The following is a 26,990-nucleotide window of genomic DNA, read 5'->3' as shown; positions in this document are numbered from 1 at the left end:
GATGACAACACTGGATATAGACGAAAGATACATGAAACGCTGTCTGCAACTGGCAGCGTGTGGACAACAGAACGCCAAGCCTAACCCCATGGTGGGCGCGGTGCTCGTGGCCGACGACCGCATCATCGGCGAAGGTTACCACGTGCGTTGCGGCGAGGGCCATGCCGAAGTCAACTGCTTTGCATCGGTCAAGCCTGAAGACGAAGGGCTCCTCGGCCGCGCCACACTCTATGTCAGCCTGGAGCCATGCTCCCACTACGGCCGTACTCCTCCCTGCGCCGACCTCATCGTGACCAAGGGCGTCAAGCGCGTTGTGGTGGGCTGCATCGACCCTTTCGCCCGTGTGAGCGGACGTGGCATCCAGCGTCTCCGCGACGCCGGTATCGAGGTCAGAGTGGGTGTGCTCGAGCGCGAATGTCGTTGGCTCAACCGCCGTTTTATCACTATGCACACCCATCATCGTCCCTACATCATCCTGAAGTGGGCGCAGACTGCTGATGGCTTCCTCGACGACCACTACAAGCCCACGATGATATCCAACGCCATGACCCAGATGGTCTCGCACCGTCTGCGGGCAGAGAGCGACGCCATCCTTGTGGGCAGGGTGACTGCCGAGCGCGACAAGCCACAGCTCAATGTGCGCCACTGGGTTGGTCCGGCGCCCGAGCGGATTGTCTTGAGCCACAGCACGACTATCGACGCTATTCTGGAGCGTCTCTACACCGAGCAGCGGCAGAGCCTCATCGTGGAAGGGGGTGCCTCTACGCTCAAGTCATTCATAGACCGCGACCTCTGGGATGAACTGCGAGTAGAGACGGGTACTGCGGTAGTAGGCGAAGGCACCAAGGCACCACAGGTGCCAGCCACGGCACGGCTCGACATCAACCGCATGTATGGCAACAATGACTATCGCATTTACCATAACCATTCACTCCTGAAACTCCACGACCAATAGACAAGCAACAATGACTATCGCATTTACCATAACCATTCACTCCTGAAACTCCATGACCAATAGATATACACGACGGCTGGACGGCGACGACGAGATGCGGCGCCGCGAACTCATAGACAAGATAGAGCGCGCGCTGAGCCAGCGGAGCGTAGCCGAACTTGAAGCTATCTCCTACGACCTTTTCACCAAGGGGTATCTGGAGGATTAGGCGACTCACGCCATGATACACACTACGCCCTGAAGGGATGAGAGCAGAGCCAAACGGCTGCTTCGGTCCCTTCAGGGCGTAGTGTATATGGATAATCGGTGTTCCGGAGGGCATCGCCTCTGACTCTGCGCCAGAGGCGGGTATCCCTACGGAGATATGGGCTATGCCGGCAGACTTACTGGATGCTTACAGTAGCCTTGGCATGCACGTCCTTCTGAGGGAGGGTAACGCTGACGATGCCCTCGGGGCTATAGGTAAAGTCCTTGGTAGCCACACCGTTGACCTTGACAGCGGTAGGACGGCGATGGGTATAGACCTCGAGCTTATAGGTACGGCTAGTGTACATACCCTTGTACTGACCCTTGACGGGCTGCACGGTGAAGTCGACGCGCTGACCGTTCTGGGCGCAGTCGAAAGTGGTACGAGCCACGGCACCCTTCTCGTAGTCATAGCTCTCGCCATCGTCTTCCATGAGGGTATAAGAAGACTTGCCCTTGGGGAATACCTTGACGGTGAGGGTATCGATGGGATATTCGCCCACGAAGTTCATGTCGCGCTGCATGGGGATGATAGAGCCCTCACGCACGAAGAGCAGACCGGCACGACCTTCAGGGATGTCGCGCTTCACGGTGCGTCCACCCTGTACGCGTTCACCATTCCAGAAGTCGGTCCATTCGCCCTTGGGCAGATAAACCTCATTGCTGAATATTCCTACGAGGAAGTTCTTGCCAAACATATACTGATAGCAGGCATCGTCGACATTGCGGTCGGCAGGGAACTCGAGCGGCATCGACCTTACAATAGGCATACCAGTCTGCGCACCCTCGATGGCGGCAGTGTAGATGTAAGGCAGCAGACGGTAGCGCAGCTGCACATAATACTTGTAGATAGCCTTGTCATGGGTAGAGAAGTAGAAGGGCTGCAGGAGCGAGTACCAACTGTTAATCTGTACCCAGGGGAGGAAGAGACCGAAGTGCAGACTCTGCATCTCCTGCTCCTTGGGCACTGACATCACGTCGCACGATGTGTTGAGGAAGCCGCTCATACCCAGGTTGAGCTGGTCGAAGAGCGCAGTCTTGCCGCCACCATTGTCGCCGCTGGTCGATGCTCCCCAGTGCTGGGTACCAGCCCATCCGGCGGTGTAGTGATGCCAGTTGCGTCGGCCGGTATGGTCGCGCATCATCACCTCCATCTGCTTGGGCAGCAGTATCTGGTTGAGGTTGTGCATCACCTTATCAGTGTAACCGTTGTAGTAGTCGCGTGTGGGATGCTCATCGATAGTACGGGCGGGATCCATCTTGAAGCCGCGCACACCATTGTCTACAAAGTTGCGCAGGTGGTCCATCCAGTGCTCCTTGCCGCTTTCGGGCTTGCCGGCAGCCTTTGCCAGCGCGTCCTCTTCGGCGATACTCAGGTCGTATTCCTCACAGAGCCAGAGGCCGAGCTTGAAGCCCATGTTCTTGAGGCGTCCGACGAGCAGGCGATGGTTTTCCTTCTTCGGGTATTTGCATGAGTCCCAGTAAGCCTCTGCCGAGAAGAGCTTGTAGTTCCACTTCTTCTTCGTAGAGAAGTCGTATCGCTTCTCCATCCACTGGGGTTCGAGCCAGAGCAGGTCGCAAGGCACCTCCATACGACGGAACTCGACGGCGTCGCGCAGGATGTCAAACTGGTTTTCGAGCATGTTGGGACCGAAGCAGAGACCGTAGGCCCACTTGGGCTGCAGGTAAGGACGGCCGGTGATGAGGGTGTAGGCGTCGATGATGGCGGGCATATCCTTGCCAAGCATCAGGTAGAAGTCGGCTTCGTCGGTGGTGTTGTAGACCGACATGATGTCCTTCTGGTGACGGCCGATGTCGAAGAAGTGCTTCAGTGTGGTGTTGTTGAAGACACCCCAGCCGTTGCTGCTGATGAGCATGGGCTGTGGTATCTCGGTGTGCTGGTATGTTGTCCACATACGCAGCAACTCTCCTCGGTGCTGGATGTGCTCGCGGCTGGTGCTGCCACCGCCGTAGAAGCGCTCTCCCTCACGCAGGGTGAAGTTGATGATGCTGCACTTCTTGTATTCGCCGGTCTCGGCAGTATCCTTGGCGGCAGCCGAGGTCTTGACGTCGCCGATAATACCATTGTTCTTTGCCACCTTCATGTCGGCAAACTTCACATTGATGTCTTTGCCCAGCGAGGCGAGCAGCGGGTCGGTGCCCTTGAGGTAGTTGACGCGGTCCACTATCTTCTTGCCCGACTTGTCGGCTACGCTGATAGAGCCGTCCTTCTTGTCGATGGTCAGGGAGTAGAGTCCGGTGGTGATAGTCATCACTCCACCCTTGTCGGTGGTATTGCAGTCGACGCGCTGCCAGTCTTTCTTCTGCACATTGTAGCGCAGCATGAGATTTTCGGCATACTTGTCACGAGGCGAGAAGCGTACGCGGAAGATGCCGTCCGTACATACCTGTACGTTCATGTGCATCTTGTTCTTCAGCTTTACCTCGTACTCGGTGGTGTTCTGCGCCATCATGGGGATGGCTGTCAGCAACAGCAGGAAGATAAACAGTTTTTTCATGATTTGTAGCATTGTGATTGTTTCTGCCACAAAGATACTGATAATTATCAAGATAGGCCGTATCGGAATGGACAAAAAAAAGGCGCAGAGCATTTTTTATGGTTTTTTGGGCCAACCTCTCGGTTTTTGCACGGGTCGACGGGAACGAAAAAAGGCTTGCCTCCTTAGCGGAGACAAGCCCAGAGACTACATTGGGTATGACGAAGGTTATAGGTCGTCGCCTGTGTACTGGCCCACGAAGAAGATGGCTCCCGTGGGGCGATGGGTAATCATGTAGATGAAGGGGCGGTCGGCGTGGAAGTTGACGAACCAGGGCTCCTGATCCTCCAGCGCGGTGGTGCGCACCATCACCGAGGTCACGGCGGCAGCCTTGGTGCCCTCTTCGCTCACCTCGATTTTGGCTTTCTGCAGCATGCCCGAGATGTAGATGGGCTGGGCGGTCATCTGGCTGAAGTCTGCCTGGCCGGGGGTAAACATGGTGGCAGCGCCGAGCTGTGCCATAGGCTCGTTGAGCCGGGTCTCGGTGGCTATGGTGAAGCGTGGCAGCTTCAGGTCTACCCTGCACTCTTCGGCAGCGCGCCAGATGCTGTCCATGACGCTGGCGTCGAGAGAGTTCATCACCTCGGTCACCGACTTGCCCTCATAGGGCAGCATTACGGTCATCGTGAAGTTGCCGTTGCCATAGGGCAGCACCACTGCACCATATCCCTGCATGCGTGCATAGTACATCCTGCCCTCTCGGTGCATCATCGGCGCCCGCTTGATGTCGCGGGTATAACCGTGGAAAGGCTCTACGCGGGTGTCGGCTTTATCAAACTTGTCGGCCCAGGTACCGTTGAAGTAGATGGCATTCATCAGCACAGCCACATCATCGGCGCTGAGCTGGTCGATGATGCGCGGTATCATGCCGTGGGTCTGTCGCTGACACCAGCCGTTGAGATAGTCTACCGTCGAAGCCTTGCCAAAGTCGCGGCTGGTCACCTCGGCATCGTAGAAGTTCTTCATCTTGGCCACATAGTCGGGGTTGAGACTCGCCTGCTGGTCTACGGCGATGCAGTTGGCCACATTGATGCGGGTCTGGCTGTCCAGACGCGACGCCTTGTCAATGAGAGACTTGCAGACCTCGTTGAGTGCATCCATCTGACTGTCGTCTACACCGAGGGTCTTCATGATTTCGGCACGGGTAGCGCCGTTGGCGCCGTTGGCGAGCATCGCCATGAGATACGACACGCTGATGGGCGAAACCACCTTGGAGTCCATGCCCGCCTGGGTACGCATCAGGTCGAACGCCATGCCGTTGATGCTCCGCAGAGCCGACTGCTGGGCGTCGGAGAGTACGAGATACTCGCTGTCGAGCTTTTCTATTTCCACGATCTTACTTGCGTTCATGTCTGCGTCTTTGGCAGCGGGTTGCTTGCTGGTGACACACGAGCCGAGGCCGGTCATCACCATGACGGCGGCGGCTATTACATTGATTGTCTTGTTCATCTTTGTTCGTTTTATTATATATATAATGTATAAGGTGACGAAAGATTGCATGGCGGCGACGATTTTCCCGCTTTTTTCAGTTTTTTTCACGCTTGTTATGTCCTATTTTGGCTTTTCATACGTTATTAGTGTGAAAGGATATGACTACAGAAGACTTCTATCATACGATCATACCGCTGCGCGACGACCTGTTGCGATACGCCGTCAGTCTGACGGCCAGCAGCGACGACGCCGACGACCTGGCCCAGGAGACCCTGCTGCGGCTCTGGGACATGCGCGAGCGTCTCGATGCCGGCGACAACCTCAGGGCGATGGCCGTGACCATGCTGCGCAACAGGTTCTACGACCAGCAGCGCCACGCCAGCCACAGCCGACGGCTCTCTACCGCTGACGACATGGGGCACGAAGACCTGCGGGTCGAGGCGCGCGACCAGATAGGTCTGGTGAGCGACATCATCGACCACCTGCCGCCTCTGCAGCAGCGACTCTTCCGTATGAAGGAGATTGAAGGCTACACCGCCGACGAGATTATGCGCATCACGGGATGCTCGGCAGCCAATCTGCGCAAGAACCTCTCTCGGGCACGTATCGCCATCCGCACCCAGTTTATCCATATCACACGACAAGGAGGTAACAATATATGAACAATCATCAAGACATAACCCGGCTGATAGACCGCTACATGGCAGGCGCCACCACCAACGACGAGGAAGCCCGTCTGCGCGCCTACTTCGCCACAGCCGGCGACATCCCCGCCGAATGGGCGATATACAAGGCGCTCTTCGGCTACGTCGATGGCCAACGGATGGAGGCTGCCCACACTCTCTCGACTGCCCCCACCGCGCCCCGACACACCGCCCGGCGCCCGGCGCCGATGGTGCGCCGCCTGTGGATAGGGGCAGCAGCGGCGGCAGCCGTAGTGGCGGTGGCAGTGATGGTATGGCCACGCCCCAGCGCCTCTAACTATGCCGTCATCGACGGCAAGGTATGCACCGACCGCAGCGAGGTGAGAGCCGAGGCGCTCAGCGCCCTGCAGACCATACAGCTCGAGGACGACGACGATGCCTTTGCGGCTCTCGGCATGATGGAAAGACAATAGAGAACAAACAATACGACTATGGCACAATATCACATAACGACTACAGCCCGGCGCACCCTCATGGCGGTGGCGCTTGCGCTGATGATGCACCTCGCAGCCATCGCCCAGACGGGGCTGAGCGTCAACGAGGTCTTTACGAGGTACGGCCACGCCAAGGGATGCAAGATGGTATCCATGCGCAACGCCACCCTGAAGGGCTACAAGCTCAACATATACAAGAGTCTGGTGTACAAGCACCTTGCCGACGACGTGGCGCCCTATCTGCAGGCCGACCGCAAGCGCGCCAGGAAGATACGCGAGGTGGTCGAAGACGGACTCGTCACCGGCGGATACTACATGATGCAGCCCACAGCCGAAGGTCTGAACCGCTACATACTCTTCAGCAACGGCGCAGGGCAGCGCGGCACGGTCATCTACATCGAGGGGCGCCTCTCGCCCGACGATATCATGACGCTGTGCTACTCCAGAAGAAAATAAGACATAAATACACACGACAATGAATATCAAGCACATCATCGCGGCAGTGGCGCTCATGGCTATGCCTCACTATGCCGCAGCACAACAGAAAGACACCACCATCGTGGTGGGCAACAGACAAATCGTAGTAAGCGGCACCGACGCCAACACCACCGTCACCGTCTACGGCAAAGACCAGAAGGAGATGAAGAAGGTGTCGGAGACCCGCTTTGTCGACGGCCAGGACATCGAGCAGGTCTACGTGACCTCGCCGTTTATCCCCTCGTCGCTGGGCAAGAAGAAGGGGCGCATCGTCAACAACTACCCGTGGCTCTACTTCGGCTACAATCTCCTGGGCAGCAGCGCCATGTCGCTGAGCAGTGGCGACAATCTGCCCACACGCGACGCCAAGTCGTGGGAATGGGGCATCACGCTCACCAGCGTAGGCTTCCGCGTGCACCAGAACCTGGCTTTGACCTCGTCGCTGTCAGTGGGACAAGTCTTCAACCACCTCAAGGGCAACACCGTGCTTGCCACCAGCGACGGCAAGACCTCGTTTGCCACCCGCCCCGATGACGAAAACGTGGAGAAGAGTTATCTCATGTACGACTTTGTGCGGTTGCCCGTGATGCTGGAATGGCAGAAGCGGCTCGGTCTTAATGCCTTCGTGGCCGTGGGACCATCGCTCGAACTGCGCTGGCACGAGCGGTCGCGCTATGTGGTCAATGGCGACAAGCGCACATCGGCTTCAGACATCAATCTCAATCCCGTGGGACTGAGCCTCGACCTGCGCGCCGGCTACGGAGCCATAGTCGTCTACACCCGCACGGCGCTCACCCCGCTGCTCAAGACCGCCAACGCCCCCAAGTGCTATCCCGTGTCGATAGGAATGGGCATCCGTTTCTGACGCGGGCACGAAGCCAAGGCCAGTGTGGGCCACAGCGCTCGCCGTCACCACATTTGGCGACACCGGAGGCATCGTCGGCGGCTCGTAACGGAAGTCACGAGACCACGTATCAATAGGCACGAAGCCACGTAACAATAGGCACGAGGGCTCGTATCAATAGGCACGAGCCGACGATGATAATCAGCAGAGTGCTGGAGATGGTCAGAAAATTGCTGGAGGTCATCAGCAGAGTGCTGGAGATGGTCAGAAAATTGCCGGAGGTCATCAGCAGAGTGCTGGAGTAATCCATATTGAACAATACGCATACCGCAACAGAAAGACCGACGGTCGGCAGCCCTGTATATAGGGTCGCCGGCCGTCGGTCTTGATCCGATAGAGAGGCGGAGTCAATCCACCTTGCTGAATTCGTCTTTGCCTACACCGCAGAGAGGGCAGAGCCAGTCTTCGGGCAGGTCTTCAAATGCTGTACCTGGTTCGATGCCATTGTCGGGATCGCCTACGGCGGGGTCGTAGATGTATCCGCAGACATCACATACATACTTGTCCATATTCATTATAGTTTTAAGGGTTCTGACCGGAACCATTTCCGGCCAGTCTTGGGGTTATTTCTCTCTGTTGTCGGTGGGGACGACAAGGGGGTTGATGATTTTGACCGACTCCTTGGCGATGACGGTGGGCGCCATGAATATGCGCGACTGCAACTGCTTCCCCTCGTTGATGCAGTTGATCATCATCTTGACGGCAGCCAGCGCCATGTGCTCAGTGGGCTGTGCCACGCGCGTGATGGGCGGGTTCATGTAGTCGAGGAAGACGCTGTCGTCGAAGGAGATTACCGAGATGTCGTTGGGGATGTCCATGTTCTGCTCGCGGAGCGCCTTGATGGTGCCCAGCAGGATGTTGGTGCTCATGGCAAAGATGGCTGTGGGCACGCGGGGACCTATGAGCGCCACCTTGGTCTCGGTATATCCGTTCTGGATGGAAAACTCGTTGCCCAGCATCTGCAGGCGCACGGGCTGTCCGAAGTCTATCACCGCCTTGCGACATCCCTTGACTCTCTCCTGGGTAGTCACGGCTGTCTCTGGACCGCGTATGCAGAGGATGTCACGGTGGCCGGCGTTGAGGAGCGTCATCATGGCGTCGTAGGCACCCTTGTAGTTGTTGGTCGAGACATAGGGCAGGAAGGAGTCTCTGAAATATCGGTCGATGAGGATTACGGGTATGTTCTTGCTGATGATTTCGAGCAGGTCGGGCGTCTCGGAGCATGGGGCGATGATGATGCCGTTGACCTCGTACTCTACCATCGCCGAGATGCACTTCTTCTCGATGTTGGCGTCTTCCTGGGTGTCAAAGAGCATGACGCTATAGTTGTTCTTCTTGGCCTCGATGGTGATGGTCGACACCAGTTGGGCAAAGAAGAGATTGCTGAGATATGGCACGGCAATTCCGAGCGTTCGGCCCTCGGACTTGCGCAAAAATTGCGCAACGAGATTTGGCCGATAATTGAGCTCCTTGGCAGCCTGAATTATCTGCTGGCACGTCTCGTCATTGATGCGGAATTCCTTGCCTTTTCCGTTGAGTACCCGAGAAATAGTGGTTTTCGAGTATCCGGTTATCCGGGACAGGTCTTCCAATGTTTCTTTTTTCATGAGCCTTATAGACGTTGTGGTTTTGACTGCCCAAAGATACGCTTTTTTTGCCTCTTGCGAAAAAATAGCCATAATTATTTTGCGCTTGGTTAATTTTTTTTTACTTTAGCACTGTCAATTTGCAAATTATAACCAGGTTTACCATGATAATGAAAGAAAACAAAAAAATTCTCGTCGTGGGCAGTGCCAACACGGACTTAGTGATTTCAGCCGACCACTTCCCACTACCTGGCGAGACTATGTTTGGCCATGGATTTATGACCAATCATGGCGGTAAAGGTGCCAACCAGGCTGTAGCCGCAGCCCGCTTGGGTGGAGACACCGCATTTATAGGTAAGGTGGGCGACGACCAGTTTGGCAACTCCACCATTGACATGCTGCGAGGCGAGGGCATCGACGTATCGGCACTCAAGGTGACTGCCGAGGCACCCTCGGGAGTGGCCATCATCACCACCATCGACTCAGGTGAAAACAACATTGTGCTCGACTCGGGCGCCAATGCCTGTCTGACCGCTGCTGATGTGCGCGAGGCCGAGGCGCTGTTTGCCGATGCCAGCATCGTGCTGATGCAGCTGGAGACCCCTGTCGAGGCGCTCGTCGAGGCTGCCGCGCTGGGCAAGAAGGCGGGAGCCTATGTGGTGCTCAATCCGGCTCCGGCTCCCAAGGAACCGCTGCCCGAGGCTCTGCTGAAGAATGTGGACCTGCTCATCCCCAACGAGACCGAAGCCTCTTACATCGCGGGCATCGAGGTCAAGGGCGAAGATGACATCCCCGCCGCTATGGACGAGATACAGAAGCTGGGCGTCAAGGACGTCATCATCACCGTGGGCAGCAAGGGCGTGTGTGCCCGTCTCGACGGCGAGCTCATCCGTGTGCCTGCCTTCAAGGTGAAGGCTGTCGACACCACCGCTGCCGGCGACACCTTCTGTGGTGCGCTCTGTGTGGCTCTGTCGCAGGGTAAGTCGCTGCCCGATGCCATCCTCTTCGGCAACAAGGCCGCATCCATCTCTGTGACCCGTCGTGGCGCCCAGATGTCTATGCCCCATCTCGACGAAGTGGAACTCTAATCAGTCAATCGCGCAATTATTAACAATCTAAATCTTATACAAATATGTTTATAGTAAGCAGTTATGCAGTAGCCCTGGTGCTCTGCGTCGTTACGATGCTCTGTTGGGGCTCGTGGGGTAACACCCAGAAACTTGCCGGCAAGACCTGGCGTTACGAACTCTTCTACTGGGACTATGTCATCGGTATTCTGCTCTTCTCTCTCCTTATCGGCTTCACTCTGGGTAGCTTTGGTGAGGGTGGCCGCAGCTTTGTCGACGACCTGAAGCAGGTATCTTCGGCCAGCGTGCTCTCTGCCGTTGCCGGTGGTATCATCTTCAACCTGTCCAATATCCTTCTCTCGGCTTCTACCTCGCTTGCCGGCCTGTCTATCGCCTTCCCCGTGGGTTGCGGTCTGGCTCTGGTGCTGGGTGTAGTCAACAACTACCTCTTCGTAGGTGGTGACCAGGGCGACCCCGTGCTCATCTTCTCGGGTGTGGCTCTCGTTATGGTAGCCCTGATACTCAACGGCGTAGCTGCTGCCAAGAAGGGCAACGGCGAAGCATCCAAGGAGACTGGCAATGCGGCTTCGACAGCCAAGAAGGGTGTGGTGCTCGCCATCATCGCCGGTGTGCTGATGTCTACCTTCTATGCACTCGTGGCCCGCGCTATGGACGTGACCAACTTTGAGAACCCCGCCGAGGGTCTGGCTACTCCCTATACCGCCTTCTTCCTCTTCGCAGTGGGTATCTTTGTGAGCAACTTCCTCTTCAACACCATCGTGATGAAGAAGCCTTTCGAGGGCGAGCCTGTAGGTTATGACACCTACTTCAAGGGCAAGCTGTCGACCCACATGGTAGGTGTGCTCGGCGGTTGCGTTTGGGGCCTGGGTACTGTGCTCAGCTATATCGCCAGTGGCAAGATAGGTGCCTCTATCTCTTACGCTCTCGGCCAGGGCGCTCCTATGATTGCCGCTCTCTGGGGCGTATTTATCTGGAAGGAGTTCAAGGGCAGCAAGAGCATCGTCAACATCCTGCTCTCTCTCATGTTCGTGCTCTTCATCGTGGGTCTGGGCATGATAGCCGTAGCCAAGTCATAAACTAAACACATTAATATATAACGCATGAAAACAATGAAAGTCTGCACCCTCGCATTTGCGTCGCTTCTCGCTGTCGCAGCCTCGGCAAAGACCGTAACCATGACCCGTGCCACCCTGCAGGACAAAATCAAGGGTGGCTGGGCAGGACAGACCATAGGCTGCGCCTTTGGTGGTCCGACTGAGTTCAAGTACAACGGAAAGATAATCCCCGACGAGACCAAGATAGTATGGGACGACACCCGGGTGAAACACTACTACGACACGTTCCCCGGTCTGTATGACGACATCTACATGGACCTCACCTTCGTAGAGGTATTTGAGAAGAAAGGGCTGGACGCTCCCATCAGCGAGTTTGCCCACGCCTTCGCCAATGCCAAATACCCCTTGTGGCACGCCAACCAGAGCGCCCGCTACAATATCCTGCAGGGTATGGAGTCTCCCGCCTCGGGCCACTGGAAGAACAATCCTCATGCCGACGACATCGACTTCCAGATTGAGGCCGACTATGCCGGTCTGATGGCTCCCGGTATGCCCCAGGCAGCCGCACACTACAGCGACGCCATCGGCCACATGATGTGCTATGGTGACGGCTGGTACGGCGGTGTCTATGTAGCTACCATGTACTCGCTGGCGTTTCTCTCCAACGATGTCAACTACATCGTGACCGAAGCCCTCAAGTCTATCCCCGAGCAGTCTACCTTCTACCAGTGCCAGGCCGACGTCATCGCCGGTTTCAAGGCTGGCAAGGACTGGAAGACCCTCTGGCACGAGATGCAGAAGAAGTGGGGAACCACCGATCTCTGCCCCGACGGTGTCAAGGCCGCCTTCAACATCGACGCCAAGATCAACTGCGCCTATGTCATCATGGGTCTGCTCTATGGCGGCGGTGACTATACCAAGACTATGGAAGTGTCGACACGCTGCGGACAGGACTCAGACTGCAACCCCTCGACCGCAGGCGGCATCCTGGGCACCATGCTGGGCTACAGCAACATCCCCGACTACTGGAAAAACTCTCTCAAGTCTGTAGAGGACATCCCCTTCATCTACACCGACATCTCACTGAACAAGGTGTATGAGCTGGGCATGAAGCACGCGCTCCAGGTGATAGCCAAGAATGGCGGCAAGGTGACAGCCAAAGCTGTGAAGATCAAGGCACAGCCCATCAAGACCGTACGCTTGGAGCAGTCGTTTGAGGGCATGGAGTTTGTACGCAAGATAGGACTCGGCAACAAGGGCATCGACAAGGTAGGAGCCATCAAGTTCAACGGCTGTGGCATCGTCATCCGCGGTCATCTGCGCACCAAGGACCCCAACTACGTGGGCGAGGTGGAGATAACCATCGACGGCAAGAAGATGCCTATCGTCAAGCTGCCTGGCAACAACCACGCACGCTCTAACGACCTCTACTGGAACTTTGACCTTGAGGACGGCGACCACGTGCTCACCATGAAGCGTCTCAACCCCGAAGACAACGTGGAGAGCAATGTATACAGCTATCTCACTTTCAAGAAGAAGGCTAAGTAGTTTTTATCTTAATATTTCCCAAAGACGGGGTGTGATGCTCTATCCTGATGAGAGGGGCGTTACATTCCGTCTTTTCATTTCAGACGACATCCTTAATAGCACCAATTATGACAAACAAAATGAGAATAGCGCTCATCGCCCTGATGACGGCTGTGGCCGTGGGGGCAGGAGCCAAGACCGTGACGCTGAGCCGCTCGGCCCTGACAGACAAAATCAGGGGCGGATGGGCTGGCAAGACCATCGGCGTAGCCTATGGCGGACCCACAGAGTTCAAATATCCCGGCCGCATGATTCCCGACTCGGTGGCCATAGCCTGGAACGACACCCTGGTGCGCCACTACTTCGACACCTTCCCCGGACTGTATGACGACATCTACATGGACCTGACCTTTGTGGAGGTCTATGAACGGCTGGGGCTCAACGCACCCACCTCGGCGTTTGCCCATGCCTTCGCCCATGCGGGCTATCCCCTCTGGGCTGCCAACCAGGGCGCACGCTACAACATCCTGCAGGGTATGGAGCCTCCGGCTACGGGCTACTGGAAGAACAATCCCCATGCCGATGACATAGACTTCCAGATCGAGGCCGACTATGCCGGACTGATGGCGCCGGGCATGCCCCAGGCTGCCGCCTACTACACCGACAGCATAGGGCACATCATGAGCTACGGCGACGGATGGTATGGCGGCGTGTATGTGGCAACGATGTTCTCGCTGGCATTCATCTCCAACGATGTAGACTACATCGTGACCGAGGCGCTCAAGGCCATCCCCGAACAATCGTACTACCACAAGTTCATGAGCGACGTGATAAAACTCTGCAGGACCAACGCCGACTGGCGCGACACATGGCGCGAGATAGAAAACACGTATGGCCGCCACAAGGCTTGCCCCGACAACTTCAGGGGTAAGGCCAGCATAGACGCCACCGTAAACAGCGCATACGTCATCATGGGTCTGCTCTACGGCAAGGGCGACTTCGGGCGCACTATCGACATATCTACCCGCTGCGGACAGGACTCTGACTGCAACCCATCGACCGCCGGCGGCATCCTGGGTACCATGCTGGGCTACAGCAATATCCCCGACAACTGGAAACGCTGCATAGACCTCGTCGAAGACCGTCCGTTCGAGTATACCGACATCTCGCTGCGCCGCGCCACCGAACTCTCGACCCGCCATGCGCTAAAGGTGATAGCCCTCAACGGGGGCAAAACAACCGCCAAGACGGTGAAGATAAAGACCCAAGGGGTGAAACCCGTGCGTCTGGAGCAATCGTTTGAGGGCATGCAGGCCGTGGGCAAGCGCGGACTGGGCAACAAGCCCATCGACCGTGTGGGCACCATACGCTTCAACGGCAACGGCGTGGTGGTGCGTGGCGAACTCACCGCCGACGACCAGGACTATGTGGGTCTGGTCGAAGTGACGCTCGACGGCAAGGTGGTGAAGACCGTCAAGATGCCTGCCTCGAAGCACAGTCGTGCCAACGAAATCTACTGCAACTTTGACCTCGAGGACGGCGACCACACCATCACGCTGCGCCGCGTAAACCCGCAAGACAACGTGAAAAGCCGCGTCTACGGCATCGTGGTCTACAAGAAGAAATAGGCCGACAGCGGCATCGGTCGCAATGGCCGATACCGCAGGGCGGCTCTTGTGGCCCGCAGCCATAAACAGCAGCTGGTCAGTAGGCCGAAAAGAGCAACTGCGGGGAATGAAAAATCGCCAGCCGATGGCTGGCGATTTACAAACAGCGGACTATAAGGAGGCGCAGCCAGTCTGCTCTTCGGGATAGACCACAAACAGCACTGGCAAACAAACAAAAGCTATGCCCTGAATGGGGAAAGGCAGTGACAGAGACTGCTCTCTTCCCATTCAGGGCGTAATCTATGGTGGACTATACGGCGAGGGGCGACGGGGATGGCGCGGCTCTCGCCGTAGGGGTCGCGACGGCGCAAGGAGGGAGGATTAGTCCTCCATCAGTTTGCGATAGCGGCCCTTCTTGATTTCCTCGTTGCCGAGACGGCGTGCCTTGTTGATCTCGTAATCGGAGTAGCTGCCCTCGAAGTAGAACACTTCGCCATTGCCCTCGAAAGCGAGGATGTGGGTACAGATACGGTCGAGGAACCAGCGGTCGTGGCTGATGACTACGGCGCAACCGGCGAAACTCTCGAGACCTTCCTCGAGGGCACGCAGGGTGTTGACATCGATGTCATTGGTAGGCTCGTCGAGGAGCAGCACGTTGCCCTCCTGCTTGAGCGCCATAGCGAGCTGCAGACGGTTGCGCTCACCGCCGGAGAGGGTTCCGCAGAGCTTGCTCTGGTCGGTTCCGGAGAAGTTGAAGCGCGAGATATAGGCGCGGGCGTTGACATCACGGCCTCCCATGCGGATGGTCTCGTTGCCCTGGGCTATGGTGTCGTATACGCTCTTGTTGGGGTCGATGTCCTTGTGCTGCTGGTCTACGTAGGCGAGCTTGACGGTCTCGCCCACCTCAAAGGTACCGCCGTCGACCTGCTCCAGTCCCATGATGAGACGGAAGAGGGTGGTCTTGCCGGCGCCGTTGGGGCCGATGACGCCCACGATGCCGTTAGGAGGCAGCATGAAGTTGAGGTCGGAGAAGAGCACCTTGTCGCCAAAGGCCTTGCTGACATGCTGTGCCTCGATGACCTTGTTGCCGAGGCGGGGTCCGTTGGGGATGAAGATTTCGAGTTTCTCCTCGCGCTCCTTCTGCTCTTCGCCCAGCATCTGCTCGTAGGCGTTGAGACGGGCCTTACCCTTGGCTTGACGCGCCTTGGGAGCCATGTGTGCCCATTCGAGCTCGCGCTCGAGAGCCTTGCGTCGCTTGGAGGCCTGCTTCTCTTCCTGCATCATACGCTTGGTCTTCTGGTCGAGCCATGAAGAGTAGTTGCCGTGCCATGGGATGCCCTCGCCACGGTCGAGCTCGAGTATCCACTCGCTCACGTCGTCGAGGAAGTAGCGGTCGTGGGTCACGGCGATGACTGTGCCCTCATACTGCTGCAGATGCTGCTCGAGCCAGTCGATGCTCTCGGCGTCGAGGTGGTTGGTGGGCTCGTCGAGGAGCAGCACATCGGGTTTCTGAAGGAGCAGGCGGCAGAGAGCCACGCGGCGGCGCTCACCACCAGAGAGGTTGGTGACGGGCAGGTCGCCAGCCGGACAGCGCAGGGCAGCCATGGCGCGGTCGAGCTTGGAGTCCATATTCCACGCGTCGGTGGCGTCGATGATGTCCTGGACCTCGGCCTGGCGCTGCATGAGTTTGTCCATCTTGTCGGCGTCGCTGTAGTACTCCTCTTCGCCAAACTTGCGGTTGATTTCTTCGTATTCGGCGAGCGCGTCATAGACCTGCTGCACGCCTTCCATCACGTTTTGCTTGACGGTCTTGCTCTCGTTGAGTGGTGGGTCCTGTGGCAGATAGCCCACGCTGTAGCCGGGGCTCCATACCACCTCGCCCTGTGTGGGCTGTTCCAGTCCGGCGATAATCTTCATCAGGGTAGATTTACCGGCGCCATTCAGACCGATGATACCTATCTTGGCACCATAGAAGAATGAAAGGTAAATGTCCTTGAGGATTTGCTTTCGGTTTTGTGGGATAATCTTGGATACTCCCACCATAGAGAAAATAATCTTCTTGTCGTCAACTGTTGCCATAGTTGTATTAAAAAACTTGTATTGGGTTATTGTTATTTCAGGAATGTGGCCACGCGCAGCACGGGGATGCCGAAGTTGAAGTTGTCGCTGCCATTGGTGCCGGCGAAATTGACGGCTACCACGCGGCCGTGGTCATCGACAACGGGCGAGCCGCTGGAACCCTGCATGGCGGGGATGCTGTACATCACGCGGTTGCCATCGGGCTGCTGGGTGACGGTGCCGCTGGTAAACTGGGCACTGATGCCGCTGGTGGTCTGGGCAAGGGTCACACCATGGTTGTAACCTATCATGTAGAGGGGTTGGTTGATTTCGAGCTTGTCGCCCACCTTGATGTTGGTCTCGTCGATGGTGAAGATGTACTTGCCATCGGGGGTGACGCCGCGGTCGAGCTGGAGCAGAGCGAGGTCGGAGTTGGCGTCTTGGGAGACGCGCTTCAGGGTGCAAGGCGTCTTCATGAAGTCGTCCCACGAAGCTACGCTGCTGCCGTCATAGGCAATGCCGAACTGGGAGTGGAGCTTGACGTCGAAGTTGTAGTTCAGGATATTCTCCTGGAGCTGCTGCTTGATCTGCTGGGCCTGCCGGTACTGCTCCTTGAGGCTCTCGAGCTCGGAGTTGATGGTGAAATACTCTTCCTGGCTCATGCTGGTGTAGCTGTTGCCGTCGTAGTCGGTGTAGACCTGGTCCTGGGCGTAGGCCTGGAGCGCCTGGTAACGCTGGTTCATCGAGTCTTGCAGCACCTCGATATACTGGGCATAGCCCATGATGATGGCGTTCATGTTCTTGCGCACGGTGGCCTTGTCGACCTCGGGCGCCACCACGTGGCGGTTGGTCAGGATGCTGCCCTTGTTGTCGATGAAGAACCCGGTGCCGTTGAGCACGCCGGCGTTCTGCCTTATCTCGCTGAGGTCGGCGGTGAGGTTGCTGAAATCGCCATCCTCGTCGAGGCCAGAGAAGTAGAAATGGGTGTCGTTGAGCGTAATCTCGTAGTAGAACTTATTGCAGATGAGCACTACGCCCGACTTCTGCTCGCTGAAGATTTGCTGGGGCGTCTTCTTGCATCCCGTGACGAGGCACATCATGCCTATCAACGCAATCAGATAGTGGTAGTATTTCATATTGTCGTATGGTTGTTGTCGTATTTGGGCTTTATGGCTTGACCGTCGCTGTCACCGTGGAGGTAATGATATCCATAGGAAACGGCTAAACCTATTCAAAATTAGTCAAAAAAAACGATGTAATGGCTATGAATGGTCTAAAAAATGCGTTTTTGCCGCAAAAATAATCTTTCTCCATACTTTTGGACCCACAGGGGCTGTCGCGCCACCGATGTGACTGCACACGGAGGCAGCGCAGAGCGTCGCCAAGGACATGGGAGGGGGCTAAAGGCATCAGCAAAAGTCCCCTACTCCACCTTTATATATATACGCGTGCGTGCGCGAGGGGGTGGAGGGAGGTGGCTGAGCCGCATCTGCGACCTGCGGGAGGCGGGCGGGGCATGGCGGCGGACAAAGAAAAAGCCGCAACACCTGTTGGCAAGTGTTGCGGCTCGTATAGAGATTGGTGATTATGCTTTATTCAGGGTCTGCTTCAATGCGGCGGTCACGAATCTTGCGTCCCAGTGTGAGGTAAGCGATAGGTGATGCGATGAAGATAGACGACAGAGTTCCGAATACAACACCCAGAGTCATGGCGAAGGCGAAGGGCTGGATGCTCTTACCGCCGAGGAACAGAATACACAGCAACACAATCAGTGTAGAAACAGAGGTGTTGATGGTACGGGCCAGAGTCTGGTTGATAGAGTTGTTGAACAGTATCTGGTAGTCCTGCTTGGGGTGCAGCTTCAGGTTCTCACGGATACGGTCGAATACTACCACCTTATCGTTGATAGAGTAACCGATAACCGTAAGCACAGCACCGATGAAGGTCTGGTCGACCTCGAGCGAGAAGGGCAGCATCCCCTTGAGCACAGAGAACAGGCCGATAACGGTGAGGGCGTCGAACGCCAGCGCAACGGTAGAACCTACAGAGAAGGCGAGGTTGCGGAAGCGGAGCAGGATGTAGAGGAAGATAGCGACAAGGGCAATACCCACGCTGATAAAAGCGCCATTGGTAACATCCTTGGCTACCGAAGGACCTACCTTAGAAGAACTGATGATAGAACCACCCTGACGGATGTCGGGGTTCTTGAAGTCCTTGACAGAAGTCTGGCTTACCAGACCGTTAGCCTTCAGAGTCTTGTAGAGCATGGTCTCAGCCTCGTCGTCCACGGTGGGGCTGTTAGACTCTATCTTATAGTTGGTAGAGATACGGATAGTCTTGTTGTCGGTACCCAGAGAGAGGGCGCTGTTGGTGCAGCCAGGGAAGGCCTGGTCGAGGATTTCGCGAACCTGCTCGGGCTCGATAGACTTCTCAAACTGTACCACGTAGTTGCGACCACCAGTGAAGTCGATGCTCTTGTCGAGACCGCGTACACCAAGGCTGGCACCAAAGATTACCACTGCTGCACCAGCGATGATGAAGGTGAGCTTGTACATAGACATGAACTTGAAGTTGGTGCCCTGCACGAGGTTCTTGGAGATAGGAGTCCAGAACTTGAGGCTTGTCCACTTGTCATGGTTGAGCTGACGCTCGTAAACCAGACGTGTCAGGAAGACAGCGGTGAAGAACGAGCAGAAGATACCGATGATCCATGTGGTGGCGAAGCCCTGGATAGGACCTGTACCGAAGGCCAGCAGGATGACACCAGTAATCAATGATGTCAAGTTAGAGTCGAAGATAGCGCTGAAGGCGTTGCTGTAACCTGCCTTGATGGCTTCCTTCATCATCTTGCCGGCGCGCAGCTCTTCCTTGATACGCTCATAGATGAGCACGTTGGCGTCGACGGCAGTACCCAGTGACAATACCATACCGGCGATACCACTCATGGTGAGCGCAGCCTGGAACGAGGTAAGGATACCGAGGGTGAAGAATACGTTGATGACCAGCGCGCAGTTGGCAATCATACCGGGGATGAGGTTATACATCATCACCATGTAGACAATCAGCAGCACGAAGGCGATTACGAATGAGATGATACCCTGCTGGATAGACTGGGCACCCAGTGTAGGACCTACCACCTCTTCCTGCACGATGCGGGCGGGAGCGGGCATACGACCAGACTTCAGTGTATTGGCCAAGTCCTTGGTCATCTCTACGGTGAAGTTACCTGAGATTGAAGACTGGCCACCGTCGATTTCAGAGTTTACGCGGGGAGCTGAATAGACGGCGTTGTCAAGCACGATGGCAATGGCCTTGCCTACGTTGGCCTTGGTGAGCGCTGCCCAACGGCGTGCGCCTTCGGGGTTCATCTTCATGCTCACCTCGGGAGCACCGGTCATGTGGTTGAACTCGTCGCTGGCGTCGGTTACCACATCACCCTCGAGAGGAGCGCGACCACTGGTAGATGTCACCTTGATGGCGTGGAGCTCAAATACGTTCTTCACCTGCTCGCCGTACATGTCTGTAGGAGTAGCACTCCACAGCAGTTTCACGTCTGAGGGAAGTATCTGCTTGGCTGCAGCAGAGTAGATAATCTTGTCGATGGCTGCGGTATCGCGCACGCTGGCAAAACCAACAAGGCTCAGCTGGCCGTTGCCGGTAGTCTGAAGCATGGCGGTGAGGGGGTGCTGCTTCTTGAGAGCCTCAACCTGTGCCTCGTCGTTGAGCTTGGCAGGCTTCTTGGCGTCGTTGTCCTTGAGCTGGAACTTGGGTTTGTCGGCAGCAGCCTTGGCAGCAGCGTTGTCGGCAGCGGCCTTCTTTTCCTTCACAGCGGTGGTATCGGCGCCATTGTTGGCCAGGTGCTGGTCTATCTGGATGAGGTAGGGCACAATCTCGTCAGAGTTGTAAGTCTCCCAGAACTCCAGGTTGGCGCTACCCTGCAACAGCTTGCGCATACGCTCGGGCTCCTTCACACCAGGCATTTCCACCATGATGCGGCCAGCCTGACCTTCCAGCTTCTGGATGTTGGGCTGTACTACGCCGAACTTATCGATACGGTTGCGCACTACGTTGAATGAGTTGTCGATAGCCAACTGCACCTCGCTGCGCAGTACCTTCTCTACCTCTGAGTCGCTGCTCTGCGGACTTACTTTGCCCTGGAGCTGCTGTGTAGCGAATATTTCGGCCAGATGATGACCGGGGGCGTTCTTGTGATAAGCCTTGATGAAGAGAGTGATGAAGTCTGACTGACTGGTCTCTTCCTCTGTCCGAGCTTCCTTCATTGACTTGGTGTAGGCTGCGTCTGTCTTGTGGTCAGCCAGGTTGTCTACCACGTCAGGTACTGAAATCTCGAGGATTACGTTCATACCTCCCTTCAAGTCAAGACCAAGGCCAATCTGAGTCTCGAGGCACTTCTGGTAAGAGTAGATGCCGAGGTACTTGACAGAGTCCTTGTAATCTTGCTGGGCAATTGGGTCGTCGAGCTTTGCTGCCTGTGCGTCATAGTAGCGTGTAGCTCCTGAGAATGACAGGTAGAAAATGCTGGCAAGTGTCAGCATGACGGCCGTAAAAATTACGATTCCTTTGTTTTGCATTTTTATTTGATTTTTAAATTGTAATCTTGTTCTTCTGGTCTCCACGGCGTTAGCCGATAGCCCCACTCATCCTTGCTGCACCTAAGCGCAGCCTATCACCTTGCAAAGATAGTTATTTTTTTTACATTATTAAAGAGAATAAACGACTTTTTATATAAAAAGGTGGGATAAAGGCTTGTTCCCGTTGACGCTGTTGGTTTTTCAGTGGTTTTCGGGGTTATTTCCGCCCTTTTTCTTCAGCCATCCCATGATGGGATAATGGTCGCTGGCCTTGATGCTGCGGTCTACGGTGCAACCGTATGGCTCCCAGTCGTCAGAGCAGAAGATGTTGTCTATCCTCACGTAAAATCCCGAGAGGTGGTAGCTGATGCCGGGACCGTTGCCCGACGCTACATAGCAGTCGGTGAGCTCCTTGTCTATCGTGTGGTGGGCATAGGAGAGCGGACTGTCGTTGAAGTCGCCCATGCAGATGATGCTCTGATAGGCGTGCTTGCGGATATAGCGCGCCACAGCCTGTGCCTGCGGAGCGCGCGTACGTGCCGACTCGCCCAGCTGGTCTATCAGTCGTTTGGATTCGGTCTTGACGGTGTGGCTTTCCAGATTGCCCTTGAGCATGTCCTTGAAGTTCTCGCGCTCTTCCAGCGTGAGCCCCGTCGTTTCCAGGTGGTTGCAGATAACCACCACGTCGTCGCCGTCGATGTCAAGTAGGAAGGCACCCGAGAGATTGCCCACCGAGGGATAGTCGATGACCTCCTTGTGGCGTATCGGGAAGCGGCTGAGTATGGCCAGCCCACCCTTGTCCTTGCGCTGCAGGGTGTCGTGATAGGCATACTTGGTGTAGAGCAGCGAGTCTATCTGCGCCTGCACTTCAGCCGAGGCGTTGGCCTCTTGCAGGCACACGATGTCGGCATCGCTGTCGGCGATATACTGCACCACGATATTGGTGCCGTCCACATTCTTGTCGGTGCCGTAGCCCCACACGTTGTACGACATCACCTTGATGGCGCCCTCGGGTGCCGCGCTGGGGATGTTGAAGGGGCAGTAGGTGCGTATGGGCGTGAAGCCTATCACCATTCCCACAAAGGGGATGATGGCGTAGAGGGGCTTGAAGAACAGCCAGAATATGAGGAAAGCGAAATTGAGAAAGAGGAAGACGGGGAAGACCAGCGCTGCATTGGCAAGCCACGGCGACACCGCGGGGTTGATATACCCCGAATATCCCGTGGCCAGCATCGCTACGATGGTTGCCACATTGGCGCCGGCAATCATCTGCAGCATTATCTTGGTTATCGTCTTCGCCATAGTTATTTGCCTAAGTCGAAGAGGCGGTGCTTCTCTTCGGCGGTGAGACTCTCATAGCCGCTCTTCCTGATTTTGTCAAGGATGCGGTCTATCTCTGCCTGGTTGGCTTTCTGCCGCGCGTTGTACTCCCAGTCGGTCTCTCGGCTCGCCTGGTTCTTGGGCCGACGCTGGTAGTGGCTCCTGTCGCGGCTCCACTTGCGGCGCATATTGTCAAACATCTCATGCCCGGTAAATCCGCGCGGGTTGACATAGGGGCGGCGACGCCAGTAGCGTATGAGGATATAGCCGAAAAGCATACCGCCGAGGTGGGCGAGATGCGCCACGCCGTCGTTAGACGAAGCGATGGATGAAATCAGCTCGATGGCGACGCAGATTACTACAAACCACTTGCTCTTGATGGGGAAAGGAATGGGGAAGATGAAAATGCGCTCGTTGGGGAACGTCATGCCAAAGGCGAGCATCACAGCATAGATGGCTCCCGAGGCGCCCACCGTGGTCAGCTTGTCCAGATAGTCGCGGATGTTGTAAGCCAAGGCCATCGTGTCGCTCAGCGAGAACTGGGGTATCTGGTCATAAGCCATCATATAGAAGCGCCCGAGCTGCGCCATTTCCTGCAGCAGACCAGCTCCGACGCCACAGAAAATGTAAAAAAACAAGAAACGTTTGGCTCCCCATCGGTATTCGACAGCTGAGCCGAACATCCATAGGGCGAACATATTAAAGAGGATGTGCTCCCAACCTCCGTGCATAAACATATAGGTAAAGAGCTGGTACACGTGGAAATTGCCTGCAAGGAAGAAGTGAAGGCCCAGCACATCGTTGAGGTCAATGCCCCAACCCCTAAGCCCGAGCATAGCCAGGAAGGCTATGAGGTTGATGATTAACAAGTTCTTTGTAATCAGCGGAATATTGCGTATCATACTGTTTCGTTTTCTATTATATATAATTGTGAATATAGTGCTCTTTAGCGTCACAAAATTACGAAAAATATCTGTTATGGCTTCAAAAATGGGCCTTAAACGTGTTTTTTTATGGAAAAAGTTCACTTTTCTGCTTTTTTTGTTTGTTGATTGAAAACTTTACTCTATATTTGTCACGTAAAAACGATTATTTCTTATAATTTTTAACCATTTAATATCCACATTATGAACAAGACTGAATTGGTTGCAAAGATCGCAGAAGTTGCCGGTCTGAGCAAGGCAGATGCAAAGAAGGCTCTCGACGCTACTGTAGAGGCTGTTAAGGAAGCTCTCGTAGCAGGTGAAAACGTACAGCTCGTTGGCTTTGGCACATACTCCGTTACCGAGCGTCCCGCTCGCGAAGGTGTCAACCCCAGAACAGGCGAGAAGCTCGCTATTGCTGCCAAGAAGGTGGTAAAATTCAAGGCTGGCGCAGAGCTTGCTAACGCTGTGAAGTAATAATATTGTAAAAGATTTTTATCATTAATGGTGGCTCCATCCGGAGTCGCCATTTTTTGTTTGGAGAGGGCGTTGCATTAGGTTATCCGTAGCCTGGACAGCAGCGCATGGAAAGTTGTGGGTCGTATATACCTCGACAAAGGATTAACGCCTACGGCTAAGCGCAACTCCGACAGAGTTGCAAGGTTAGTGTGTCGCTACCCAGGGTAGCGAGCTTCGCCCGCAACCCTGGGCTGGGGAAACGCAACTCCTTCAGAGTTGCCAGGGGTGCGCACCGTCCACGATGGGATAGCCATACATGGTTGTAGGGGCGCACATCATCGACAGCGGACTAATTATGCATAACTTTTGGGGAGCACTTCATCCACGATGGGATAAACATACATGGCGGTAAAGGCGCACATCATCGCCAACGGACTAATCATGCATAGCCATGGGAGGCGCATCATCAACGATGAATTATGGCCCACAAGCAGCAGCAACTCTGAAGGAGTTGCGATTACATAGCCCAGGGTTGAGGGGCGAAGCACCTCTACCCTGGGTAAGAAACCCACCCTACTTAGCTACTCTGTAAGAGTTGCGATTAGCCGAAGGCGTTACCACGGTAGGAAACAAGGTTTCAATTGCGGGGTTAATCAATTAATAACTGCCTCAATTAGAGGTTGATATAAACACAAAAAGCCATGGCAACTGTTGTCGGCTTCGCCTTTTGGGGGTTGGCGGTGACGCCAGTCGGAAAACAAGTTTTCCTCCTTCTCGTCGCCGCCACCCCCAACGCCATGCACGGCATGACGACAACAGCCACCATGGTTCAAAAAGCGGCTGGCGGCCGTAAAAAAAGGCCGCCGTTGGCGGTAAAAAAACAGCAGCTTGTGTATTTCATCTATATGACGACTGCCGTTAGAAAATAAGGTAATCATTTTTTGTACCGGCGTAGCCGGACTTTTTTTTACCGCCAACGGCGGACTTTTTGTATTTGCGGCTTTTCAGCCTGCCATTAGGCAGGCGCGGATGGGGGTGGCGGGGAATATCCGAGAGCATGCTCTCGAGATATTTACCGACACACACGGACGCATAGGGCATAGCCCGGAAAAGCCACAAATCTTTTTGTGTATTCTTGCGATAGTATATTCAAGGAATATTGACATATACATTACAAGTAACGCCTACGGCTAAGCGCAACTCCGTCAGAGTTGCAAGATTAGTAGGTCGCTTACCCAGGGTAGCGAGCTTCGCCCGCAACCCTGGGCTGGGAAAACGCAACTCCTTCAGAGTTGCCAGGGGTGCGCACCGTTCACGATGGGATAACCATACATGGTTGTAGGGGCTCACATCATCGACAACAAACCAATTATGTATAACCCTTGGGGGCGCATCATCAACGATGGTATAGGCATACATGGTTGTAGGGGCGCACACCATCGACAGCGGACTTAATTATGCATAACCCTTGAGGGCGCATCATCAACGATGAATTATGGCCCGTAAGCAGCAGCAACTCTGGAGGAATTGCCAGGGGTGCGCACCGTCCACGATGGGATAGCCATACATGGTTGTAGGGGCGCACATCATCGACAACAAACCAATTATGTATAACCCTTGGGGGCGCATCATCAACGATGAATTATGGCCCACAAGCAGCAGCAACTCTGAAGGAGTTGCGATTACACAGCCCAGGGTTGAGGGGCGAAGCACCTCTACCCTGGGTAAGAACATCACCCTGCTTAGCTACTCTGTAAGAGTTGCGATTAGCCGAAGGCGTTATGCTCAATCTGCTTTCATTGCATATCCACCGCAGGAAAGTATTGTCAACGAAGGGGGAATCAACTATAACTATGTAATTCAGCATGTTCCGCCATGTCGTGACCAACCCTACTGGTTCGTGTCATTTGATACGAGGGCTCGTGACTTATGATACGTGGCCGCGTGACTTATGATACGAGCCCACGTATCAGAAGGTACGAGCCAGCCACCACAATCACCACTACATTATTAATATTAGCGGGACTGGCGTTTGCTATGACGAGATAAACCGCCGTCTGCCCAACGCTGGCGCACGTGCCTGCCGAGGTTGTGGGGATATGGAAAAAACTTGGGGAGTGGGTTAACTTGATGGCGAAGCACAATTCGAGGATGGCAAAGCATGAACCGAATGTGGCAAAGAACGACACGAGAAAAGCAAAGCACAAACCGAGGATTATGACGCCCAATGTGAGGATAATAAAAACACGAACCGTGAGGGGGTCTTCATCCAGATTCCTCGGGTTCGTGCTCTTGCTTCAAAAAAATTACTAAGTTATTGTATTAATGTGTATGATTTTTGTTGAGAATGTGTAAAGAATATCTATCTGCTTATGCGTATTTCGAATAAATCATATTAAAAACCTTGTTATCATCTGCAGTGATGGGGTCTGTGTGACCTACATAGTTGATGGTTTGGTCTTCGACCTCGCAACAGGCATTGCCAGCGAAGCGGTATACGATATTGCCGTTCTCCTCATAGAAGTTGGGGAAGTAAGCGGCGTTCATCATATCCATGGTGGGATTGAGGCACATACCAAAATCAATGCGGTCGTCGTAGATTACGATGTTGGCAGTTGGATTCTCCGACAGCATGATGCCATTCTCGATGGCCTCAGAAAGGTACATGCACGCCTTACGTGTAATCTTCTTAATCGACGAGTCGACTGTAATGTCCAGATTATCAAATTTAGAATACATTTCCTTAAAGTGGGTTCCTACCCTGTTTTGCTTGATTTTTCTCTTTATGTCTGATACTTTTCTTGCTGGGCTTTCGACCTCAGCGATTGCAAAATTACAGACTGTCGCGCCCACTGCCAAGACTTTTTCACGCGCGCCTATCTCGTTTTTTCTCTTGGCGCCCACAAAGGCTGGAAATATAATAAAAATGCGTACGAATATCATTTTTTTCATATTCTATTTAGTTGCTTTCCTCATGATCAGCAAAGAGACCTCCCGCCAACGACGCCACAACAGCTCCGCTGAACTCATTGATACTATGCGTATTACAACTCGACCTTATCAAAC

At 54.9% G+C, this 26,990-nt stretch carries 22 protein-coding genes; 12 read left to right on the top strand and 10 right to left on the bottom strand.

Annotation, left to right across the window (positions count from 1 at the left end; genetic code table 11):
• Position 1 precedes the first annotated feature (1 nt).
• Complete coding sequence (gene ribD, locus CIK94_RS04400) at positions 2 to 955, top strand: bifunctional diaminohydroxyphosphoribosylaminopyrimidine deaminase/5-amino-6-(5-phosphoribosylamino)uracil reductase RibD (RefSeq protein ID WP_094421559.1); 954 nt, start codon at positions 2 to 4, stop codon at positions 953 to 955.
• A 52-nt stretch (positions 956 to 1,007) separates the two neighbouring features.
• A complete protein-coding gene (locus CIK94_RS14550) occupies positions 1,008 to 1,163 on the top strand; it encodes a hypothetical protein (protein ID WP_022310541.1) in 156 nt (51 codons plus the stop codon).
• Positions 1,164 to 1,338: 175 nt separating this feature from the next.
• On the opposite strand, the gene CIK94_RS04395 is transcribed toward CIK94_RS14550, so the two are convergent.
• Both CIK94_RS04395 and CIK94_RS04390 read right to left on the bottom strand, forming a co-directional pair.
• Entirely contained in the window at positions 1,339 to 3,720 is a 2,382-nt protein-coding gene (locus tag CIK94_RS04395) for a TIM-barrel domain-containing protein (protein ID WP_094421526.1), read from the bottom strand.
• Positions 3,721 to 3,927: 207 nt separating this feature from the next.
• Positions 3,928 to 5,208 carry a serpin family protein gene (locus tag CIK94_RS04390; RefSeq protein WP_094421524.1) on the bottom strand — a complete coding sequence of 427 codons (1,281 nt, stop codon included), beginning with the start codon at positions 5,206 to 5,208 and terminating at the stop codon, positions 3,928 to 3,930.
• A gap of 140 nt (positions 5,209 to 5,348) precedes the next feature.
• On the opposite strand from CIK94_RS04390, the gene CIK94_RS04385 reads away from it, so the two are divergent.
• The 4 genes from CIK94_RS04385 to CIK94_RS04370 are packed head-to-tail and all read left to right on the top strand — an operon-like array spanning position 5,349 to position 7,670.
• Positions 5,349 to 5,852, top strand: a complete 504-nt coding sequence (locus CIK94_RS04385) for an RNA polymerase sigma factor (protein ID WP_094387822.1) — start codon at positions 5,349 to 5,351, stop codon at positions 5,850 to 5,852.
• Complete coding sequence (locus CIK94_RS04380) at positions 5,849 to 6,307, top strand: hypothetical protein (RefSeq protein ID WP_094387823.1); 459 nt, start codon at positions 5,849 to 5,851, stop codon at positions 6,305 to 6,307. Before CIK94_RS04385 ends, CIK94_RS04380 begins: the two co-directional genes overlap by 4 nt.
• Positions 6,308 to 6,325: 18 nt before the next feature.
• The gene (locus tag CIK94_RS04375; protein ID WP_022310546.1) at positions 6,326 to 6,784 is read left to right on the top strand and encodes a hypothetical protein; all 459 of its coding nucleotides are present in this window, start codon (positions 6,326 to 6,328) and stop codon (positions 6,782 to 6,784) included.
• 19 nt (positions 6,785 to 6,803) lie between these two features.
• Positions 6,804 to 7,670 (top strand): hypothetical protein, encoded by an 867-nt coding sequence (locus tag CIK94_RS04370; RefSeq protein WP_094421522.1) that lies wholly within the window; start codon positions 6,804 to 6,806, stop codon positions 7,668 to 7,670.
• Between the two features lie 386 nt (positions 7,671 to 8,056).
• Here the strand turns inward: CIK94_RS04370 and rd are convergent, their stop codons facing one another.
• Entirely contained in the window at positions 8,057 to 8,218 is a 162-nt protein-coding gene (gene rd, locus CIK94_RS04365) for a rubredoxin (protein WP_022310549.1), read from the bottom strand.
• 54 nt (positions 8,219 to 8,272) lie between these two features.
• A complete protein-coding gene (locus tag CIK94_RS04360) occupies positions 8,273 to 9,316 on the bottom strand; it encodes a LacI family DNA-binding transcriptional regulator (protein ID WP_158214695.1) in 1,044 nt (347 codons plus the stop codon).
• A gap of 149 nt (positions 9,317 to 9,465) precedes the next feature.
• On the opposite strand from CIK94_RS04360, the gene rbsK reads away from it, so the two are divergent.
• From rbsK to CIK94_RS04340, 4 genes are all read left to right on the top strand, one after another.
• Positions 9,466 to 10,383: a ribokinase gene (rbsK, locus tag CIK94_RS04355; RefSeq protein WP_094385368.1), complete on the top strand. Its 918-nt coding sequence runs from the start codon at positions 9,466 to 9,468 to the stop codon at positions 10,381 to 10,383.
• Between the two features lie 44 nt (positions 10,384 to 10,427).
• Positions 10,428 to 11,459, top strand: coding sequence for a GRP family sugar transporter (locus tag CIK94_RS04350; RefSeq protein ID WP_022310552.1), 1,032 nt, complete (start codon positions 10,428 to 10,430; stop codon positions 11,457 to 11,459).
• Positions 11,460 to 11,483: 24 nt separating this feature from the next.
• Entirely contained in the window at positions 11,484 to 12,986 is a 1,503-nt protein-coding gene (locus CIK94_RS04345) for an ADP-ribosylglycohydrolase family protein (RefSeq protein ID WP_094421520.1), read from the top strand.
• A gap of 143 nt (positions 12,987 to 13,129) precedes the next feature.
• On the top strand, positions 13,130 to 14,593 hold the full coding sequence (locus CIK94_RS04340; protein ID WP_371591641.1) for an ADP-ribosylglycohydrolase family protein: 1,464 nt from the start codon (positions 13,130 to 13,132) through the stop codon (positions 14,591 to 14,593).
• Between the two features lie 360 nt (positions 14,594 to 14,953).
• On the opposite strand, the gene ettA is transcribed toward CIK94_RS04340, so the two are convergent.
• The 5 genes from ettA to CIK94_RS04315 all read right to left on the bottom strand — a co-directional run bounded on the left by ettA (position 14,954) and on the right by CIK94_RS04315 (position 23,441).
• Positions 14,954 to 16,651, bottom strand: a complete 1,698-nt coding sequence (gene ettA / locus CIK94_RS04335; protein WP_094421516.1) for an energy-dependent translational throttle protein EttA — start codon at positions 16,649 to 16,651, stop codon at positions 14,954 to 14,956.
• A 32-nt stretch (positions 16,652 to 16,683) separates the two neighbouring features.
• Positions 16,684 to 17,766, bottom strand: coding sequence for a serine protease (locus CIK94_RS04330; protein ID WP_094421513.1), 1,083 nt, complete (start codon positions 17,764 to 17,766; stop codon positions 16,684 to 16,686).
• 456 nt (positions 17,767 to 18,222) lie between these two features.
• Positions 18,223 to 21,222, bottom strand: a complete 3,000-nt coding sequence (gene secDF, locus CIK94_RS04325) for a protein translocase subunit SecDF (RefSeq protein ID WP_094421511.1) — start codon at positions 21,220 to 21,222, stop codon at positions 18,223 to 18,225.
• Between the two features lie 201 nt (positions 21,223 to 21,423).
• Positions 21,424 to 22,524: an endonuclease/exonuclease/phosphatase family protein gene (locus CIK94_RS04320; protein WP_094421509.1), complete on the bottom strand. Its 1,101-nt coding sequence runs from the start codon at positions 22,522 to 22,524 to the stop codon at positions 21,424 to 21,426.
• Positions 22,525 to 22,526: 2 nt separating this feature from the next.
• A complete protein-coding gene (locus tag CIK94_RS04315; protein WP_094421557.1) occupies positions 22,527 to 23,441 on the bottom strand; it encodes a rhomboid family intramembrane serine protease in 915 nt (304 codons plus the stop codon).
• Positions 23,442 to 23,669: 228 nt separating this feature from the next.
• On the opposite strand from CIK94_RS04315, the gene CIK94_RS04310 reads away from it, so the two are divergent.
• Together CIK94_RS04310 and CIK94_RS04305 are read left to right on the top strand one after the other, a co-directional pair.
• Positions 23,670 to 23,942 carry an HU family DNA-binding protein gene (locus CIK94_RS04310; protein ID WP_094421507.1) on the top strand — a complete coding sequence of 91 codons (273 nt, stop codon included), beginning with the start codon at positions 23,670 to 23,672 and terminating at the stop codon, positions 23,940 to 23,942.
• 683 nt (positions 23,943 to 24,625) lie between these two features.
• Entirely contained in the window at positions 24,626 to 24,853 is a 228-nt protein-coding gene (locus CIK94_RS04305; protein ID WP_094421505.1) for a hypothetical protein, read from the top strand.
• Between the two features lie 1,441 nt (positions 24,854 to 26,294).
• Here CIK94_RS04305 and CIK94_RS04295 read toward each other — a convergent pair.
• Complete coding sequence (locus tag CIK94_RS04295) at positions 26,295 to 26,663, bottom strand: hypothetical protein (protein ID WP_144007657.1); 369 nt, start codon at positions 26,661 to 26,663, stop codon at positions 26,295 to 26,297.
• Positions 26,664 to 26,990 lie beyond the last annotated feature (327 nt).

Origin of the sequence: Prevotella sp. P4-51, from assembly GCF_002251455.1 — a bacterium.
Taxonomy (GTDB): Bacteria; Bacteroidota; Bacteroidia; order Bacteroidales; family Bacteroidaceae; genus Prevotella.
The sequence above is the reverse complement of the archived record's forward strand: the minus strand, read 5'-3'. Positions and strand labels throughout refer to the sequence as shown.

What these genes read in the sequence shown, in the direction of transcription:
- ribD (WP_094421559.1), top strand. Translation starts at nt 2, where the DNA reads ATGACAACACTGGATATAGACGAAAGATACATGAAACGCTGTCTGCAA.
- CIK94_RS14550 (WP_022310541.1), top strand. Translation starts at nt 1,008, where the DNA reads ATGACCAATAGATATACACGACGGCTGGACGGCGACGACGAGATGCGG.
- CIK94_RS04395 (WP_094421526.1), bottom strand. Translation starts at nt 3,720, where the DNA reads ATGAAAAAACTGTTTATCTTCCTGCTGTTGCTGACAGCCATCCCCATG.
- CIK94_RS04390 (WP_094421524.1), bottom strand. Translation starts at nt 5,208, where the DNA reads ATGAACAAGACAATCAATGTAATAGCCGCCGCCGTCATGGTGATGACC.
- CIK94_RS04385 (WP_094387822.1), top strand. Translation starts at nt 5,349, where the DNA reads ATGACTACAGAAGACTTCTATCATACGATCATACCGCTGCGCGACGAC.
- CIK94_RS04380 (WP_094387823.1), top strand. Translation starts at nt 5,849, where the DNA reads ATGAACAATCATCAAGACATAACCCGGCTGATAGACCGCTACATGGCA.
- CIK94_RS04375 (WP_022310546.1), top strand. Translation starts at nt 6,326, where the DNA reads ATGGCACAATATCACATAACGACTACAGCCCGGCGCACCCTCATGGCG.
- CIK94_RS04370 (WP_094421522.1), top strand. Translation starts at nt 6,804, where the DNA reads ATGAATATCAAGCACATCATCGCGGCAGTGGCGCTCATGGCTATGCCT.
- rd (WP_022310549.1), bottom strand. Translation starts at nt 8,218, where the DNA reads ATGGACAAGTATGTATGTGATGTCTGCGGATACATCTACGACCCCGCC.
- CIK94_RS04360 (WP_158214695.1), bottom strand. Translation starts at nt 9,316, where the DNA reads ATGAAAAAAGAAACATTGGAAGACCTGTCCCGGATAACCGGATACTCG.
- rbsK (WP_094385368.1), top strand. Translation starts at nt 9,466, where the DNA reads ATGAAAGAAAACAAAAAAATTCTCGTCGTGGGCAGTGCCAACACGGAC.
- CIK94_RS04350 (WP_022310552.1), top strand. Translation starts at nt 10,428, where the DNA reads ATGTTTATAGTAAGCAGTTATGCAGTAGCCCTGGTGCTCTGCGTCGTT.
- CIK94_RS04345 (WP_094421520.1), top strand. Translation starts at nt 11,484, where the DNA reads ATGAAAACAATGAAAGTCTGCACCCTCGCATTTGCGTCGCTTCTCGCT.
- CIK94_RS04340 (WP_371591641.1), top strand. Translation starts at nt 13,130, where the DNA reads ATGACGGCTGTGGCCGTGGGGGCAGGAGCCAAGACCGTGACGCTGAGC.
- ettA (WP_094421516.1), bottom strand. Translation starts at nt 16,651, where the DNA reads ATGGCAACAGTTGACGACAAGAAGATTATTTTCTCTATGGTGGGAGTA.
- CIK94_RS04330 (WP_094421513.1), bottom strand. Translation starts at nt 17,766, where the DNA reads ATGAAATACTACCACTATCTGATTGCGTTGATAGGCATGATGTGCCTC.
- secDF (WP_094421511.1), bottom strand. Translation starts at nt 21,222, where the DNA reads ATGCAAAACAAAGGAATCGTAATTTTTACGGCCGTCATGCTGACACTT.
- CIK94_RS04320 (WP_094421509.1), bottom strand. Translation starts at nt 22,524, where the DNA reads ATGGCGAAGACGATAACCAAGATAATGCTGCAGATGATTGCCGGCGCC.
- CIK94_RS04310 (WP_094421507.1), top strand. Translation starts at nt 23,670, where the DNA reads ATGAACAAGACTGAATTGGTTGCAAAGATCGCAGAAGTTGCCGGTCTG.
- CIK94_RS04305 (WP_094421505.1), top strand. Translation starts at nt 24,626, where the DNA reads ATGGCAACTGTTGTCGGCTTCGCCTTTTGGGGGTTGGCGGTGACGCCA.
- CIK94_RS04295 (WP_144007657.1), bottom strand. Translation starts at nt 26,663, where the DNA reads ATGTATTCTAAATTTGATAATCTGGACATTACAGTCGACTCGTCGATT.